General features: G+C 39.9%; 11 protein-coding genes and 1 pseudogene. 7 read left to right on the top strand and 5 right to left on the bottom strand.

The window, feature by feature from the left end; all coding sequences use genetic code 11:
* Window positions 1–100: 100 nt before the first annotated feature.
* Window positions 101–1,228 (top strand): hypothetical protein, encoded by a 1,128-nt coding sequence (locus MSWHS_RS06040; protein WP_156151192.1) that lies wholly within the window; start codon window positions 101–103, stop codon window positions 1,226–1,228.
* Window positions 1,229–1,293: 65 nt separating this feature from the next.
* Here the strand turns inward: MSWHS_RS06040 and MSWHS_RS19035 are convergent.
* A pseudogene (locus MSWHS_RS19035) lies at window positions 1,294–2,450 on the bottom strand (IS630 family transposase).
* 1,826 nt (window positions 2,451–4,276) lie between these two features.
* On the opposite strand from MSWHS_RS19035, the gene MSWHS_RS06030 reads away from it, so the two are divergent.
* Both MSWHS_RS06030 and MSWHS_RS06025 read left to right on the top strand, forming a co-directional pair.
* Window positions 4,277–5,188, top strand: coding sequence for a hypothetical protein (locus MSWHS_RS06030; RefSeq protein WP_231585607.1), 912 nt, complete (start codon window positions 4,277–4,279; stop codon window positions 5,186–5,188).
* Window positions 5,189–6,403: 1,215 nt separating this feature from the next.
* Entirely contained in the window at window positions 6,404–6,628 is a 225-nt protein-coding gene (locus MSWHS_RS06025) for a hypothetical protein (RefSeq protein WP_156148079.1), read from the top strand.
* A gap of 106 nt (window positions 6,629–6,734) precedes the next feature.
* On the opposite strand, the gene MSWHS_RS06020 is transcribed toward MSWHS_RS06025, so the two are convergent.
* Window positions 6,735–7,424: an HAD family hydrolase gene (locus tag MSWHS_RS06020; RefSeq protein WP_231585606.1), complete on the bottom strand. Its 690-nt coding sequence runs from the start codon at window positions 7,422–7,424 to the stop codon at window positions 6,735–6,737.
* 238 nt (window positions 7,425–7,662) lie between these two features.
* Entirely contained in the window at window positions 7,663–8,775 is a 1,113-nt protein-coding gene (gene tnpB, locus MSWHS_RS06015) for an IS200/IS605 family element RNA-guided endonuclease TnpB (protein ID WP_048127540.1), read from the bottom strand.
* 28 nt (window positions 8,776–8,803) lie between these two features.
* Between tnpB and tnpA the strand changes: the two genes are divergently transcribed.
* The 4 genes from tnpA to MSWHS_RS05995 all read left to right on the top strand — a co-directional run bounded on the left by tnpA (window position 8,804) and on the right by MSWHS_RS05995 (window position 14,714).
* A complete protein-coding gene (gene tnpA / locus MSWHS_RS06010; RefSeq protein ID WP_048129009.1) occupies window positions 8,804–9,217 on the top strand; it encodes an IS200/IS605 family transposase in 414 nt (137 codons plus the stop codon).
* 191 nt (window positions 9,218–9,408) lie between these two features.
* Window positions 9,409–9,747 carry a LemA family protein gene (locus MSWHS_RS06005; RefSeq protein WP_231585605.1) on the top strand — a complete coding sequence of 113 codons (339 nt, stop codon included), beginning with the start codon at window positions 9,409–9,411 and terminating at the stop codon, window positions 9,745–9,747.
* A gap of 378 nt (window positions 9,748–10,125) precedes the next feature.
* Window positions 10,126–12,864, top strand: a complete 2,739-nt coding sequence (locus MSWHS_RS06000; RefSeq protein ID WP_048158858.1) for a DEAD/DEAH box helicase — start codon at window positions 10,126–10,128, stop codon at window positions 12,862–12,864.
* Between the two features lie 1,400 nt (window positions 12,865–14,264).
* Complete coding sequence (locus MSWHS_RS05995; RefSeq protein ID WP_048126819.1) at window positions 14,265–14,714, top strand: universal stress protein; 450 nt, start codon at window positions 14,265–14,267, stop codon at window positions 14,712–14,714.
* Window positions 14,715–15,218: 504 nt separating this feature from the next.
* On the opposite strand, the gene MSWHS_RS05990 is transcribed toward MSWHS_RS05995, so the two are convergent.
* Window positions 15,219–16,529: a TldD/PmbA family protein gene (locus tag MSWHS_RS05990; RefSeq protein ID WP_048126817.1), complete on the bottom strand. Its 1,311-nt coding sequence runs from the start codon at window positions 16,527–16,529 to the stop codon at window positions 15,219–15,221.
* Between the two features lie 2 nt (window positions 16,530–16,531).
* Window positions 16,532–17,872: a TldD/PmbA family protein gene (locus MSWHS_RS05985; RefSeq protein ID WP_231585604.1), complete on the bottom strand. Its 1,341-nt coding sequence runs from the start codon at window positions 17,870–17,872 to the stop codon at window positions 16,532–16,534.
* Window position 17,873 lies beyond the last annotated feature (1 nt).

The following is a 17,873-nucleotide window of genomic DNA, read 5'->3' as shown; positions in this document are numbered from 1 at the left end:
AATTGAGGTGATTAAGATTAATAGAATTAGTATTTCGAATATTTGGGGATACATTTTGTTTGTATTTGTGATATTTGGTTTGCTAATGACTCCCACGTGTATGGCAGAATCATTGGATTTGGAGGACCAGTTCAATGATACCGAATATAACATGCAGTTGCGGGATATGATAGTGGAAATCAATAAACTCTATGACGAAGTTGAGCAAGGGAGAATTACTCAGGAGACTGCTAATAAAACGATAACTTCTCTTATAGATGATCCACGATATAGTCAAGTTAAGTTGAAAAAGCAAATTGATGAGAGAGATCAAGAAATTTTGTTACGTGATAATAGTAAGTTCAACGATACTGAATATAATATTCAGTTACAGGACATGATAGCGGAAATCAATAAACTCAAAGATGATGTTGAGAATGGGAGAATCACTCAAGAGGCTGCTAATAAAACGATAACGTCTATTACAGATGATCCACGATATAATCAAATTAAATTGAAAAAAGAGATTGTTGAGAGAGAACATGCATTTTTATTACGCAATAAAAGACCTCCAATACCTTATGAGATCCTTAATGACACAAATTCGCTTTCTGAAAATACAAGCCCCATAAATTTTTCAAGTACTACCAATACTATCAACCTGTTAAGTACTACCAATACTATCTATACGTATCCAGATGTATCTTATATGGATTCTGATAGTGATGGATGGGGAGTTGGTTATAATGTGGCTACATTACATGAAGCAACTTCATCTGACCCCGATGAATATATGAAGATTGCAGCTCGAAGTGAAGCTGTAGGCTCATATTATGCAGACGGATACATGTTCACATATTTTTTTGCTCCAGACACAGGTAATGCAATCGTAGGTGTTGATTTCGATTGGTGTGGAGGTTGCCTCTATCCTGACGATTGTTCTATAGACTTTGTTCTGTGGGAACTTATATGGGTGGGACCACAAGAGGTCCAATGGGTTAAGATTAGTGAAGATGAAGATGCAGTCAGCTTAACTGGCCTTACGGCCACTGGTGGCCCTTATGACGCCAGTGCAAGTTGCTCAACGTATTTGGACTATGATGCTGTATTATATTGCTTCGCTCTGGAAGCTCACACAAAAGGAAGTTCTCTTGTTCCTTTTTCACCTGCTTCTGGCGCTGACTTTGGATTCCCTGCAATTGGCGGGACCCCTCGAGTAACATGGCATCAAGGAAAGGTGATTTACTAATTTTTCAATTTTAAGTGTAATTCTTACGAGAATAACTAGTGCATTGATTCCTAATTAACACCATTTTAGACTGTGATTCCACCAGGCATTTCATCCATTTCTTCCATTTTATATCTCCACGTAAATAGAACTTGCTTTTCGTTAATCTGGTTTATATATTGACTAATTCTTTCTTTTAATTCATTCATTGAGTCTACTCTTATTCCTCTCAACACGCTCCTCACCATTTTACTGAAAAAACTTTCGATGATATTCAGCCACGAAGCATGTTTGGGTGTGAAAACAAATTCAAATTTATCAGGAACCGTCGCCAGGTATTCCCGAGTTTCTTCTGATGTATGAATTTTTAGATTATCCAGTATAATTATGATTTTTTCTTCTAAGTATGTTGACTCAAGTCCTTTGAGATATTCAACGAATTCGCAGCTTCTATGCTGTTCAAATACTTTATAATAAATTATCCCAGATATCAAGTCAATTCCAGCTAATAGTGAAAGAGTCCCATATCTTTTATACTCATAATCTCTTGCTATTGTAGAATAATGCCCTTCTACTGGCATAAGATCTGGATAAGCATTTCCGATTGCCTGAATACCTGGTTTTTCATCGTAAGAAATAATCACAGTTTTAATTTCTTCTTTTTTTCTTTTTTTTCATTTAGTCTTTTAGCCTCTCTATATGTATTCAGGACATTGGCTGCTTTTTGATCAAAATCGGGATCAACTTTAGCAATGTAACAGCTAATCTTATGTGGTTTTATTTTGCTTGCATTGAGAATCTTTGAAATTGTCCCCTGATTTATCTTCGATAAATCAGGATGTTTCTCTTTGATACAATTCTCCCTGATATATTCAACAAGGAGCCTCTGAGTCCATATTTCATGAGGATAACCAAGATCTTTTGGTTTCATACAAGCAAGTGAGACTACCCAAGCTCGTGATTCAGCACTAATATCTTGAGGTCTTCCACTTCTTGATTTATCTACCAAGCCTTCTTTAACTCCAAGATCCAAAACTCTTTTTATCCATTCTCTCACAGTTTTGTAATCTACTTTCAAATCTCTGGAGATCTCAGTATCGTTTTTTCCCTGATAGCTCAAAAGTACAATCTTGGATCTTTCAACAATGCTTGCAGTTTGATTTCTAGAACGACTTAACTTGGTCAGATAGTCTAACTCTTGTTGAGTAAATGATAATTTGGGACGAAGACTTATGCGAGGCATAAGTACATTTATAGTCTTACTAATATAATGATTTATGCATATAATTCAGAATCGAAGCACTAGTATTGTGATTCCGAAGTAGGTTCATAAAACCTGATGTTTTAATCTGTCCAATGATCATGGATTTTCCCATTGAATAACGAATTTACTTTGGAATCGAAGCACTAGTACTGTGATTCCGAAGTAGGCTCATAAAACTTGAGGTTTAGATCTATTCAATGACCATGGATTTTCTTAATAGATAAGGAATTCACTTTGGAATCGAAGCACTAGTGTCATGGCAAATTGAATCTGAAACACAATGTATATGGAGGCATCTCTTTAGTTATCGTTTTTATAACTAAAGAGTAGCATAATTAAGCTGCCCAGACACTAGTTAATTGCTTAAAGGACAGGCCAAAGAGGTAAGTTTTAAATTTTGGGATTGGATCACCGTCAATTCTTTTTTGATTTACAAATTATTTTCAAGAACAATATTATAAATATAAGAAACAACAGCAGAGTAAGCATAAACAGTATTTCTGAGACCCCAATGATCATCTTGAATACCTCACTTTTCTGAATCTTGAGTTGATTTTTGACCGTCTATATATTTCTACACAATACTATAAATTTGTTTTCTTGTAACTTCGACAGAGCTTATCCGAAAAGTAGCTACCTACTATAACTTTTAAATATTCAATATTCAAAACCGGAATGGATGCTCTGATATTATAGATCTATGTGACTTTTCAACATGCATTACTGACTTTTCGGATAGGCTCTTAGTGCAGATTCTAGCGATGAACGTAAAATTAAAAATCATTAAACTTTTAACCGATTACAATCCTTGTAATAATGCATTAGGGTTGAAGTCCTTAGATATCGAATGTTAATTTTGATTCGAGACTGATTTCTTCTTGAGAATTCAAATTTTTCAATCAAGAAATGCAAGAATAACTATATTTTGGAACCGAGTTTATTAAAAAGATTAGGAATTAGAATTTTCTATTTTAAGTAAAATTAACAGCCATTTTAGATGGAACAGTTTTTTAAAACTCCTATCGTGTAGAAATACTATAGGTGTTTATAAAAATCCGACGTTTTTATACAACAAGTTAATATAAATGTGGTTATTTTTTGTTAAGGCAATTTTTGAAAATTTAGCGGTTGTGCAAATTCCTTACACAAATGCGTACAAAAAATTCGAGTTACCTATATCCCCTAAATTTAGTGCGAGGGATGGGATTCTAATCTCTTCCCTTCACAAGCTGCGACATAAGGAAAAGCCTCTGATAAATCTCCTACACCTCACGCAAATCCTCCACAATAGATTGAAATTAGCTTCCTTTTTACTTTTTCCCGTGGCATGAACAAGCTCTCCACATTTTAGTCCTGAAATAAAATTTTCAATATATTTGCTTTACCCTTTCCTTAAACGCCTCATAGAGAGCACTAGAATAAGCTCTTATCTATTTTTGATTAGCAAAATATACTTTATAAAGTCAATAAACAGTTTAACACACCAACATTTAAAATCATTAAATTCCTGTAAATGCAATGGAAAAAATAACGAGGAATGAGAAATGAAAGCAATTCACAGGGCAGCAATTGCGTTGAGTCTTCCCCTAATAATTCTTTTTCTAATTGCAGGAACAGCCATCGCGTGTTCTGTCAGTCCTGGACACCCGGCGACAGATATCGGGTTAAAGCAAGTACCATATAATATCAACGGCGCTTTTACAACCGTATCAGGTATCACCTACGATTCTGCGTCCGGCGGATTTGCCGCAGACAACTCTGGGAAAGTTTACACCGTCACTCAGTATGATCGGCTGTTTACGATCATGGAGGATAGCTCCGACTCTCCTTTGTTCTTTGCTATTGACGATAAACACGGTAAGCATTTCTTCAGCTATGGAAATGACGGGAATACCAGATTGTTCCGAAGCGGAATTATCAAGTCAGATGACGTTTTTTCAACGGAGACTATTGCCAATTCAGGTGGGGTTATCACTGTCCAGACGGCTCTTGCAGTTCGTAACGGAAAGACGATTTCCGATGACAGAACGGAGGTCTATGATCTCACCGGGACGTGGACAACTGCCCAGAACAGTGTTTACCTGATAGACAGCCAGGAAGGAAACGTGTTTTCTGGAAAAATCACCCCACATGGGAAAACAACATCTACATCGTTTGCCGGATACATCGACACGGTTGCCGAGGACGGTACAGTCGAGATTGTTATGCTCTGTGAGAAAAACAACCTCATCCTGGGCAATCTCAACGAAAGCACGCGTAATATAACCATTTCCTATGTTCTCTATGCTGATGGCAGAATCTCATCCTTGCCCCTGACAGAGGACGTGGCTAAGTGGGCGAAAACTAACATGTCATACAACGTGACCCAGGAATACGTCACCTTTCTGAATAGTGACGGGATTACCGAAGATACCCAGGAACAAGTCCGATTGCTGACGGTCTCTGATGAAAAGGTAGGCCGGTATAATCTGACCTCCACTTCTGATGACATTACAATCATCGGCACTGTCCAGGAAGACAATTCATTTATCGAGTATTCTCCAGAAACGGGACTCATCCGTGGTTTCGTTAAAGGCAATACAAAATATGATTTCCGAGGAGGAACTGACTTAGCAGAAGCCTCGGTACATAATTTGACATTCTCTCAAAAGCTAAAGCATGGAGCTTTATGGTTTGTACCGGTAATACACTCTCGTAAAGCATTGCTTCAAGTATGACCCTGGTAAGACAAGAAGGAGAAATCAGGAGAACTCCAGATTAAACACCGAACCTGAAAAATCAAATTTGCACTGGTGCACCCCCGCAAGCAATGGGGTATCTTCGCGCCTCCGCTCCAAATTTGGAATATAGAGGTGTAATTCTGAGTTATGGATCAGCTAAATCAGAGATCATTGGCGTGTGCGTATTTTTTGTTATTTCCGGCTACCTTATTGATATTCGGGGGTCGTCTTCGGGACTCCCGGCACGGTTAATGATTTTATTTTTAGTTACTGTACGCAGGCGGGTTCAAGCGGAGTGTGGCGCATGAAAAGAAAGAACTTGAGATGCAATTTGCGGTCAAAAGAGAAAACCGGATTTTAGCCCTGAATCTGGAGTCAAAGGGTTGATTCCCATGAAATCAGGCAAAATATCCTGAGTATTTTTGATTCTGATTAGAAAGAGTTGGGGTTTTCTAAAGGTACTTTGTATTATATGAAGCAAAATAGTAGGTGAAGATTCCAGAAAAATAATAAAAAACGTCATTAATATTAATTTGTTGTTCCATATTATAATTTTTTATGTGGCAGTAACTTTTGTTAATAAACTATTTTTTGTAGAATTAATTTAAAATAACAAAATGGATAATTGTACATTGTAATGTAGGGTAAGGGAGTTAATAGATCAAAAGAGTGAGGAATAACCGATAGGAATAATCGGTAAGGTATGTGAATAAGAATTGCCTGGAAGATGCTGGTTCCTGTGCACCGGGGGGCAAGGGGAAGGAACATAGCTCTTTCGGGCTTTCCTCAATCTTTTTAAATGTATTTTTTAGATTTTAAAGCATTTTTACAGTTTTTGGTAAAACCTCAAATAATAAAAAAAAGCGAATTAAAAGCCAAAAAGCCAAAATATTTCAAAAAAGTTTAATAGTTGGGCGTGGATTGATAATCGATAAGAATTTGGAAAAAAATCTAACAAATAAAAGCGGAAAGAAAAATTAAAGTCTTTTTCTTATTTTCTGGGTTTTAGATTGATTGCAGTCAATGGTTAACGGAATTAATGGTAAATTTTGATGCTCCCAGAAGATATTAAAAAACCTCCAAAATTTGCTCAGATTGAAGCTTCCACGTTCAAGGCAAATGTCAACTACCCGCTAAATTCAAAGATATAACGGGTTTCCTGTTGAAGGTTTATGAAATGGGGAGTTAATAAATATGTATATATTAGAATCGATGGAAAGCGAAATACTTAAGCATCTATATGAAATGGGAATTCTTGGTATAAACGAAGGGTGGGAAAAAGAATCAAAGCTAGATAAAAATGCAATCGATGAATTATATCGCGCTAAACTTGTGGACAAAAGTGTTTCAAAGGGATTTGTACGCCTGTCAGAACGTGGCGTGGGTGCAGTACTATTAGGGCTTCAGAACGCAGACAGAATTTCTGAGTTGTTGTAATTCCCAATCAATAGCTCTGGCCATGAAAATGGCCATTTATTACTCATTTTAATTTCTTTGTGAAGCCGCCCGGTTGATACATCCCCAGAATATAGTTGAACCGGACCTAGTCCTTGAAGATCTCTGACAAATTCTTTAATATCTTTGTACATGGATATTGTGAAAAATCGTTTGCGCTTGTTGTTCCAGTGGTCACTGCCGCAAAATCAACATTTGCCGCCAGGGCCGTTTTAGCATCTACCAGACTGTCTCCAATATATAGCACATTATTTAGTTGTTTGTTAAGGCTGTCAATTGCAAGTAATAACCCTTCAGGAGACGGCTTTGGGACCCTTACATCCTCTCCTCCGACAATAACATCTATCAAATTTGAAATATTATGAATGCTTAAAGATTCAACTATCCTATAATGATATTTTGTCGTTACGATTCCTGTATTGAACCCATTCTGCTTTAATCTCTGTAATGTACTTATCGTGTCATCAAAAAGCACAGTATTTTTTGACATTACTTCATCGGCCTTTTCTCTGAATGAATCCTTAAAACGACTTATTAAGGCTTCGTTTTTCTTGTTTGTCAGTTGCATGAACGCTTCATTCAGCGGTAATCCGACGGTCTTTTTTATGCTTTCGCGATCATATCCTTTAATATCTAACCTGTTAAAAGCGTAATTAAAACTTGATACAATACCATTAGTTGCATCCGCCAATGTGTAATCAAAATCAAAAATAATGGTATTATATTTATTGTCAATCATATTTTCCATTCCTGTTGTTAAATCATCACCTTTGCCCAAAAAAACTTTCCGTCAGATGAAGCAGAATGCCAAAAGTAACTTTCAGCCTTAATAGCCATGTTTTGGTCTTGACAGTCGAAATTCTGATAATATTGCTAATAGTTCTGGGTTTGTTCTTCGTTATAATTTATAAAGATCTTGTGAACTACCACTCAGCTAAAGACTGAGTGGCTTTTTGGTTCATTCCTCCCTCTATTGAGGGCAAGTCCCCAAGCTCATCCCCGTAGTCCCTACGGTGTCATAATCCAATTAGATTCTGATCTATGAGAGCGAATTTTTTGATATTGATAGCGGCATTAATGTCTCTATCGTGTTTGGTTTTACAGTCTGGACAAATCCATTCTCTGTCTTTTAGCTGAAGCTCTTTATTGTGGTATCCACACACACTACATAGCTTAGAAGAGGGTTCAAATTGTCCTATTCTCAGGACGGTTTTTCCAAACCATTGAGCCTTATATTCCAACTTTGTTACAAAACTACTCCACGCAGAATCACTTATAGCCTGTGCTAAGTGATGATTCTTAACCATGCCTTTAACATTTAGAGTTTCCAGAGCTACAGCTTGGTTTTCGCTAACAAGTCTAAAAGAGAGTTTGTTCTGGAAGTCATTTCTCTGATTTGTTATTTTGTCATGGAGTACAGCAAGTCTTCGTTTAGCTTTTGCCCTGTTCTTAGAGCCTTTCTGTTTCCTTGAGACTCTTTTCTGTAATACTTTGAGCCTTTTAAGAGAGTTTTTCAAGTACTTTGGATTCTCAACCTTTTCTCCTGTTGAAAGGACAGCAAAGTCTTTGATACCTACATCAATTCCTACTGTTGTTGATTCTGTGAAAGCTTCCTTTACTGGAAGTTCTTTTCCATCTTCAACAAGGATACTGATGTAGTAATGTCCTTTACATGTCCTTGATACCGTAGCCGTTTTAGGCTCTCCTTCAAACTTCCTGTGAAGAACTGCTTTAATTGGTTCTATTTTAGGAAGCTTGATAGTATTATTTTCAAAGTTTACAGTGTAGTGTTGAGGTACAGGGAAAGACTGTATCGGATTCTTTTTTGATTTGAACTTTGGAAACCCTGTTTTCTCTCTAAAGAATCTAGTGAAAGCGGATTCAACCTGCTTAGTCATCCCCTGTAATGATTGAGAGTTAACTTCTCCTAACCACTCATTAGAAGCCTTTAGAGTAGGAATTAATTTGTTTAAGTCAAATCTGGAAATTGATTCCCCTGTCTGCTCATAAGTTTTAATTTTCTGGTCAAGTGCCCAATTATAGACAAATCTACAGCTACCTATATGCTGATTCAATTGAATAGCTTGTGTAGTTGTAGGATAGAGTCTAAATTTGAACGCTTGCATCATACAAAGGCATAATATGCTTTAACAATATATGTATTTTTTGGTAAATACGAAGTATGAAACACGGAATCATAGCAAATTTTTGTTAATGTATCATGTTATTTTTGTTTGCAAATACCGAAAAGTCATACTTGAACCAATTAGCGAAGAACTCAAACAGATTATGATTGACATTTCAAAAGAGTCTAACTTTGAAATCCTTGAAATGGAAACTGACAAAGACCATATTCATTTCTTGATCAAGAGTGAGCCGAAAGTTAGCGTTTTGTCAATTGTCAGAAAATTGAAACAAGAATATACTAACAGGTTATGGAAAACTCAAAAAGAATATATGAAAAAGTATTATTGGGGTGAGAATACGTTATGGAGTGATGGTTATTTTGCGTCTACTATCGGAAATGTTAGTAAAGAGGCGGCAGAATACTACATACGGAATCAGGGTTGAAGTTGACGCTTATATCCCCTGAGCTAAAGACTCAGGGGTTTTACGCTTCTTCATATAAAGCAGCGAAACAGGGTGGAAAATGCCTGGACCCAGATCGAAGTCCAGCTTAAAAGGCGTTATGACCTTATCCCAACCTGATAGAAACCGTGAAAGGGTATACACCCCACGAGAAAACTCTTTTTTAAAATATTATGAAAGCCAGGGCTGCAGTAATGTCTGCAAATACGGTAAATGAAACTGCGGAGGCATCCAATTACCTCTTCTCCACTCTGAAATCCCTTTTCGCAGTTGCAGAAAACTATCCCGACCTTAAAGCCAACCAGAACTTTATGCAGCTCCAGAAAGACCTCATGGAGACCGAAAACAAAATCACCTACTCAAGACAATTTTATAATGATACCGTTATGAAATATAATATCAGTATTCAGACAATTCCTAAGAATATTGTTGCATCTCTAACGGGATTCGAGAAAAAAGATTTGTTTGAAGCCACACAGGCTGAAAGAGAAGTCCCGAAGGTTGAGTTCTAACAACTTACACCGGTTCAGGTTACTGAACCAATTACTAATTATCAGCTTTTAAATACTGTTTTTCGTTTGTTTCTGCTCAGTTTCTCTGAATTTCTATCTTTTAGTTTCTTACTCAAAAGTTTGGATAATGAAGAAAGATTAATTTTAAAAGCTCGGGTAGTAAGCAGTCAATAGATTAATATTATTCCGGAACAAGCTGAATGTGAACTTTCACCTCTTCTGTTCTTCGTCATTCCCTTTGAGTCTGCGGAACCCGGCCAGAATAAAGCGTAAGCTTCATCCACACCTGGAAAAAAAGAGTCAACTACCCGCTAAATCTGAAGATTTAACGGGTTTCCTGCTTAAGGTTTATGAATAAAATAAAACGGAGCGCTAAAAATGGATATTTCCCGCCTGCTGAATGAAATAAAAGCTTCCAGCCGCTATGAAAACCAGATAGTCCATATAGAGGAAATCCCGGCAATGGATGCCCTTTATGCACCTCTTGAGCTGGAATCGAAGGTAAAAGCTGCTCTTGCAGGCATCGGAATTGAATCATTATACTCTCATCAGGCTGAGGCGATCGAAAAGATAAGGAAAAGAAAAGACATAGTACTCTGTACAAGCACAGCAAGCGGAAAGTCCCTTACGTACATGGTTCCTATTTTTGAAACTATCATGAAGGACCCTGAAGCTACTGCCCTTTACATTTCTCCTTTAAACGCCCTGGTAAACGACCAGTTGAAAGCCTTTCTGGAATTTGAGGGGGCACTGAATTCCGGGGCAGGCATAGCCCGTTATACCGGTGCCCTGACTGCAACCCAGAAAAGGGAAATCAGGGAAGGTCAGACAAATATTGTTTTCACAAACCCTGAAATGGTGAACATGAGCTTCCTTGCCTGGCACCATCTCTGGAGACGCTTTTTCTCGAACCTCAAATTCATTGTTGTTGACGAGAGCCATTACTACAGGGGAGTCATAGGGAGCAATATGGCAAACGTGCTCAGAAGGCTTCTCAGGGTTGCGGAATATTATGGAGCTTCCCCACAGTTTATCTGCTGTTCGGCAACCATAGGAAACCCGAAAGAGCATACCGAAACCCTGCTGGGGAGGGAGGCAAAAGTGATTGAGAACAACGGCTCTTCACACGGTCCCCAGAAATTTGTGTTCTGGAACCCTCCTCTTTACCTGAATGGAAGGGGGTGCACACTCCGGAGGAGCAGTTTTTCCGAAACCTCAACCCTTTTTACACGAGCAGTCCAGGCGGGACTCCAGACTCTTGCATTTACGCGATCCAGGCAGGGGGTGGAACGCATGTATAAGAGCTGCAGGGAACTTTTGAGGGAGCGAGGTCTCGCTTCTGCTATCTGTTCTTACAGGAGCGGCTATTTTGACAGGGAGAGGGAAGAGATCGAAAAGAAAATGAATTCAGGAGAACTCAGGGGTGTCATTTCTACAAATGCCCTCGAACTCGGGATCAATATAGGAGGGCTTGATGCCTGTATTCTTGACGGCTATCCCGGCACGGTCATGAGCTCCAGGCAGCAGGCGGGCAGGGCTGGCAGGAGTGGAAACGAAAGTCTTGTCCTTATGGTAGCCGGTACGAATGCCCTTGACCAGTATTATATGAGAAACCCGAACGATTTTTTTGCAAGAAGCAGCGAAAATGCAGTGCTCAACCCCAAAAACCCCTATATCCTTGCAGGGCACCTGCTCTGCGCAGCAAAGGAAATCCCTCTCAGGACAGCCGATGAAAAGTACTTCGGCAAAGGGTATTCAAGAGTTGTTGAGCTTCTGGAAGCCGAGGGGCTGCTTGCAGGCAGCGACCTGAAGTATACCACTGACCCTTTCCCTTATAAACACGTCTTTCTCCGGGGGATAGATAATAATACTTACTCACTTCTCACTTTTGAAGGGGAAAAGAGTTTTCCTCTCGAAAAAGACATAGAGGAAAATCTGGCTTTCCGGGAATGCCATCCAGGGGCGGTCTACATGCACAGAGGAGTACCCTTCTACATAAACAGGATCGACCACGAGAAAAAGGAGATCCATGCCATAAAGACACACGACGGCTATTATACAAAACCCATGATAGATTCCTCGGTCCTGGTGCAGGAGACCTTTGCGGTAAAGCCCCTCGAGCACGCTCCCGAGGTGGAGGTAGGGCTTGGGGACGTGGAGGTAACGGACACTATTGTAGGGTACAGGAAAATCCGGACCCACAGTGACGAGACTATGAGTACCCATGACCTTGAAATGCCTCCAGTAATCCTTCAGACAGTTGCCCTCTGGCTTAAGCTCCCAAACCGGCTGCAAGAACTTATCGAAATGCATAAACTTGACTTTGCGGGCGGGATTCATGCGGTTGAGCATGCGATGATTTCCATGTACCCTCTGCACCTGCTTGTGGACCGGAGCGATGTAGGGGGAGTTTCAACTCCCTCCCATCCCGACTTTGGGGGCAAAAGCGGGATTTTCATCTATGATGGGCACAGGGGAGGAGTGGGATATGCTGAAAAAGGGTATGATCTGATCGAAGAGGTCCTAGAAGGAACCTTAAAAGCCATTGAGAGTTGCCCCTGCGAAAGCGGTTGTCCTGGCTGTATCCAGTCTCCCAAATGCGGGAACAATAACGAACCCCTTGACAAGCATGCGGCAATCATGCTCCTACACGAACTCCTGGGAAAAGCCCCCTACATCCCACCCGAGAAAAAAGAAAAGCACCTTTCTGAAGCCAGAGCCCTGAGACAGAACCCACAAAAACAGGATTCTGGAGATGCCCTTGACAGAGTCCGGAGGCAGCTCAGGCGCGAAACCATAAAACAGGAAGCTTCAGCAGGGCAGAAGGAAAAGGAAAAGACCTTCATTGTCACGTACGAGAACGGAGGAATGATTGGAGTCGTCTCGTCCATTTCCCCAGAAAAGGCTGCAGTAAAACTTATTCGACAGAAATACACAGGGCAAAAGGAGCCTGCAAAGGAGAAACCCCTTGAAATCTGCATAAGAGATCTCGAAGCAGGCAGTGATCACCACTTCAGGGTTTGGGTTGAGATTTCCGAAGATAAAGGAAACGAAGCCTTTTCCGAAGAGAATGGAAAAAAGGCTGTGAAAAAACTAATTATCAGGAAAATGAACTGAAAGATCACAGGCCTGATAATGGTTCTCAATCTACCAACAGGGCTAAGGGATTTGTTTTAACAGAAAGCTTTGCTTTGTCAGATTTGGTCAATTGTCTCCAATTTATCCCTTAACCCTGACTTTTTCACTGGTTTTTGATATTACATTGATTCTTCGGGAAAAACATCCACTCTATATTCATTACGCCAATCCGTCCAAACTATCCTGTCCCTATAGATGGTAAAGGAAATTTCTTTGTATCAATAACATATGAAGAAAATCCTATAATAGAGTATGTTGATAACGATTTGTATCAAGCAATAGACTTAGGAATCACGAAAAATAGTAACAGCAGTAAACACTCAAGGAAAATTCATTGAAGTTAAAACACCACGTTCAGATCAATACTGGAATACAAAAATAGATACAATCAAATCCAGAAAAGATCATTGTAAAAAAGGAAGCAAGAAGTGACGTAATTACTCGAAGGAAGCTCCGTCCTCGCTTTCATCATAAAGCAGGGTGGGGTAGTTCACACCAGAAATGTCAAATTGTAAAACCCAAAAAGTTAAAATTTAAGAGTAAATAATCCTTATTTTAGCGGTATTATATAATATTATTTTTTTTAAAGGAAAGTACAGCAGGGTGAGAAGTTATTTTACATTTAAATGGTAACTGAAATATGAATTTTCCAAGACAAGAAAGGTTGCCCATAACAGGGAAGTATTTCATGAGAAAGATATTTTTATAGGGTGATATTTAAAAAAGATATGAAGAGTGATTCAAAGAAAAGAGAAATAGACAAAATTGAACTAAAGTTTACTTGTATTCACTTAATAAAGATATATAAAGCAAATCAGTGAACGGGGATTTTAGGAGGAGGTTAAAATATGTTGGATTTGATTATGAGCAATAATCTTTGATTTTGAGCTTAACCCGTTCACAAGGAACAACAGAGGAAGATCTGATATATAAGCATTTTGGTGCACAAAACGGACAATACCTTTTTGTATCATAATCCAGAAAAAAGCACTATAATTTAATATATTCTTTCCTGATATGGCATGTTAAAAGGGAAATTAGACTATAAAGCAGAGGAACGGCATTTCCGGTCAAAGAATAAAACATTCAGGGGTGGAAACTAAACGGGTAAAAATATCTGCTAAAGATATTTAATAAAACGTATTTTAAGTCTAATATAAGAAGATGGAATAAGTCACTAAAGATTATATGGATAAGAGAGATATAATAATTGGAATAGTATAAATTAATATAGCATATAATGTGGAGCAAGTATACACTTACATGCACACATGCACCTATAATAAGGGATATGTGCCAGATAATGCTTCAGAAAGCTAGAGCCGATCACAGGACACGAGGAAAATAATTGATAGGAGAATAAAAAAGAGGGATTTGGTATGAGAGAAGAAACTTATAAAAAAATAATGGTTGCAACCGACGGTTCGCAACTTGCTAAAAAAGCGGTTGATACGGCGATTGAAATTTCCAGGCTCAGCGGAGCTAAACTTTACGCTGTATATGTGGTAGTCCCGACGACCTATTCTGCCAGGGACTTTGGCTGGGAAAAGGCTGCAATGGAGCACTTCAGGAATGAAGGAAAGTCAGCTACGCTTTTTGTGGAAGATGCCGCAAAATCTACAGGAGTCGAGGTGGAATCTGTACTTCTGGTAGGACACCCCGCAGATAAAATAGTAGAATTTGCGGAACAGAACGACATTGAAATGATTGTGATAGGAACACTCGGGAAAACCGGACTCGACAGATTCCTGCTCGGGAGTGTAGCTGAAAACGTGGTGAGGCATTCAAAGACACCTGTACTCGTGGTCAGAGGGGAAGTCCAGGAATAAAGTGAAGTAGACGTGAAAAATGCCCTTTTCATATTTACTCAAATCTTTTTTAAATCGTTCTCTTTTTTCGACGAGCCACCTGAAAAGCTGGCGAAGGTAATATATTTATTTTGGATTCAAAAATGGCTTCCGGGTTCAGGCTAGATATTTCACGAGTAATGAAAAGGCGTTTTCTAAAATTTCTCTATAGAACCCAGGCAATTGAAACAAATGGAAAAAAGTTGACCAGAAATTAACCAGAAATTAACCAGAAATTAACCAGAAATTAACCAGAAATTAACCAGAAATTAACCAGAAATTAACCAGAAATTAACCAGAAATTAACCAGAAATTAACCAGAAATTAACCAGAAATTGACCCGAATACATAGAACACGAATAAAAAGAATACGAATCAAATTTTCAAAAAAAAGAAGTTGACCTCAGGAACTTATCCCAGGGGAAAGTTCTTAACAATAGAGCCTTTGAGGTCAAAAAACTTAGCAGCGGATTTCAGTATAAACTGTTATCCTATTACACTCATGCCGGAAACCCGAATTGAAGGTGTGATTATACCTCCGACTTTCCTGACGTCAAAGCCTGCTCCTGTGATGTTCTTCAGGAGTTCGAAAACATTACCCGAAATCATAAGGGATTTTACAGGCTTATCCAGGACTCCGTCCTTGATTGTGAAGGCATTTCTGGCTTCTACGGAAAAATCCCCGGAGATTGAGTTTGCAGTATGGGCACCTATAATCGTGTTTACGAAAACTCCGGAGGTAGTATTTGCAATAACATCTTCCTGCGGGTAGTCGATGACGAAATTCCTGAGCCCTACTGAAGGAGGGCTTGTATAGGAGGACCTTGAGCCGTTTCCTGTGCTTTTCACACCGGCTTTTCCTGCGGTATAGCTATCATAGAGATAGGTTTCAAGCACACCGTTTTCAATAACTGTGGTATGCTGTGAAGGAACACCTTCATCGTCCGAAGCCGAGGTATCTATGCCTGCTTCAACCAGCCCGTCGTCATAAATGCACAGTTCAGGGACCGCTATTTCTTCCCCGATTTTATCTATCAGGCCTGACCTTCCTTTCTGCACATTGTCCGCATCAATAGAAGGAGCAAAGGCTTCTTCGAGGATGTCAGAAAAGGCAAATGGATGAAAAATAACATCGGTTTTCTGCTGCTCTATTTTTATTCCTCCCCTGGATTTCAGGGCAAGGTCGGAAGCATTTTTCCCGAGAGCAAAGAAGTCAATGTCAAGAGAACGGGAAACAGCAAAGTCATAGGCTGTAGAGGTTTCCCCGTCAATGGTTATCACATCAACAAAACCGGAAACTCCTGAGGATTCTTCTTCAATTTCGATTCCGTTTGTGTTCAGGATAAAACGCCTGCTCTTTGAACGGGTAAAGCCCCCTGAAGTCGGGAGCGTTCCTGGAATCTCTTTTGTCCCTTTAACGAGTTCTACGGCATAGCCAATGCATTCTTCGAGTTCAAGAGCCTCAACCTTTTTATCGAAGATGCCTGAGACCTGAGGGTATTTCCCGTTGGAAGGGAGGGCTATCCAGTCAGGATCATTTTCTCTAACCCTGGCTTCTGCAACCGCAATCTTTACGGCGTTCTCGAGTTCTCGTGCAGAATTGGTGCTGGCAAAACCCACTGCGCCGTTTACAATGGCACGGATTCCCAGACCTTCCGAGAAACGGTCTTTAGCGTTCTCAAGTGCGTCCTTTTTGAAATTGATACCCGTTGAATGGTTTGCAGCGTAATAAATTTCAGCTTCTTCAGCCCCTACTTCTTCTGCCATTTTCAGGGCTTTTCTTGCAAGCTCGTACACTTTCAGGCACCTCCTACAAGGGCTTTTGAGATTGCAACATGAGGAGAACCGTCGGACACAGGTACAAGCTGCCCGGCTTTTCCACATCTTCCGGCAGTCATTTTCAGGTCATTACCCACATGGGTTACATGGTTCAGGATCTCAAGAGTATTCCCTGAAAGGGAGACATCCCTTAAGAGCCCGGAAAGTTCTCCGTTCTTTATAAGGTATCCTTTTTCGGCATTAAACTGGAATATGCCTTCTCCGGTGTTTACCTGCCCGCCTCTTGACCCCACAAGGTACATGCCGTTCCGGACTTCCTCCAGCATCTCTTCAAATTTAGAATCACCGTTGTCAATGAAGGTATTGCTCATTCTGACAACAGGCATGGAATAGCCCTGGGCCCTGCAGTTTCCGGGAGTTCCCCCGAGTTTGGCTGCGGTTTCCCGGGAGTGGAGATAAGAATTAAAAACTCCGTTCCTGATTATTTCGGTCCTTTTTGATTCGGAACCTTCAGCATCAAAAGGATAATACCCGAATTCGTGCAGAGTGGGGTCATCGATGATCGTAATAAGCGGGGATGCTATCTGTTCTCCGATCCTGTTTTCAAGAATGGAATCTCCTTCAAGCACAAGGTCGGCTTCCGAAGCATGCCCTACAGCTTCATGGGCAAATACTCCCGCCAGCTCCTGGTCAAGCACTACAGGCATTTCTCCGCCTTTAGGAGTTTTAGCCTTCAAGAGCTGAATTGCGGTCTTTCCTGCATTTTCGGCAAGCTCGAGGACGTTTTCATTCTCAAAAAGCTCATAACCGTATCCGAAACGGCTTTCTCTACCTGCCTGGTATACACCGTTTTCAGAAGCAACGGCGGAGACTGCAAAACCAACATTCAAAAGTTCATATTCACATTCCAGACCTTCGGAACTCCGGTACTGGATTTTAAATTCTGACTCAAGATACATTACCTTTGTACTGTGAACTCCTGCAATCTTTGCATGTTCTTCAATACTCTTCAAAAGGTCTACCTTTTCTTCAATTGCAATGTCTCTCGGGTCGATCCTGATTTCAGGAAGGTCTTTTACACCTGGCGAATTTATGGCTGCAAGTTCGACTTCTTCTTTAGGGGTGCTCGCATTCATAGAAAAAGAAAGTTTTGAGGCAACATCGACCCCTTTTTTAAGGTCGATTTCCCCTTCAACAGCCGTATAGCCCCAGGAACCTCCGCAGAGAGCCCTTACTCCGGCCCCCCTTGTGAAGTTTCGAGACATTTCTTCTATCTTTCCGTTATCCAGGATGACAGAAGTGGAACTGCCTTCTATCACCCTGCAGTCATAAAATTTTATGTCCTGCATAATGCCTTTCATG

It is taken from the genome of Methanosarcina sp. WWM596 (assembly GCF_000969965.1).
Taxonomy (GTDB): domain Archaea; phylum Halobacteriota; class Methanosarcinia; order Methanosarcinales; family Methanosarcinaceae; genus Methanosarcina.
The sequence above is the reverse complement of the archived record's forward strand: the minus strand, read 5'-3'. Positions and strand labels throughout refer to the sequence as shown.

Excerpts from the sequence above, each read along its gene's own strand:
- MSWHS_RS06040 (WP_156151192.1), top strand. The coding sequence starts at position 101 with ATGGCAGAATCATTGGATTTGGAGGACCAGTTCAATGATACCGAATAT.
- MSWHS_RS06030 (WP_231585607.1), top strand. The coding sequence starts at position 4,277 with ATGGAGGATAGCTCCGACTCTCCTTTGTTCTTTGCTATTGACGATAAA.
- MSWHS_RS06025 (WP_156148079.1), top strand. The coding sequence starts at position 6,404 with ATGGAAAGCGAAATACTTAAGCATCTATATGAAATGGGAATTCTTGGT.
- tnpB (WP_048127540.1), bottom strand. The coding sequence starts at position 8,775 with ATGATGCAAGCGTTCAAATTTAGACTCTATCCTACAACTACACAAGCT.
- tnpA (WP_048129009.1), top strand. The coding sequence starts at position 8,804 with ATGTATTTTTTGGTAAATACGAAGTATGAAACACGGAATCATAGCAAA.
- MSWHS_RS06005 (WP_231585605.1), top strand. The coding sequence starts at position 9,409 with ATGAAAGCCAGGGCTGCAGTAATGTCTGCAAATACGGTAAATGAAACT.
- MSWHS_RS06000 (WP_048158858.1), top strand. The coding sequence starts at position 10,126 with ATGGATATTTCCCGCCTGCTGAATGAAATAAAAGCTTCCAGCCGCTAT.
- MSWHS_RS05995 (WP_048126819.1), top strand. The coding sequence starts at position 14,265 with ATGAGAGAAGAAACTTATAAAAAAATAATGGTTGCAACCGACGGTTCG.
- MSWHS_RS05985 (WP_231585604.1), bottom strand. The coding sequence starts at position 17,872 with ATGAAAGGCATTATGCAGGACATAAAATTTTATGACTGCAGGGTGATA.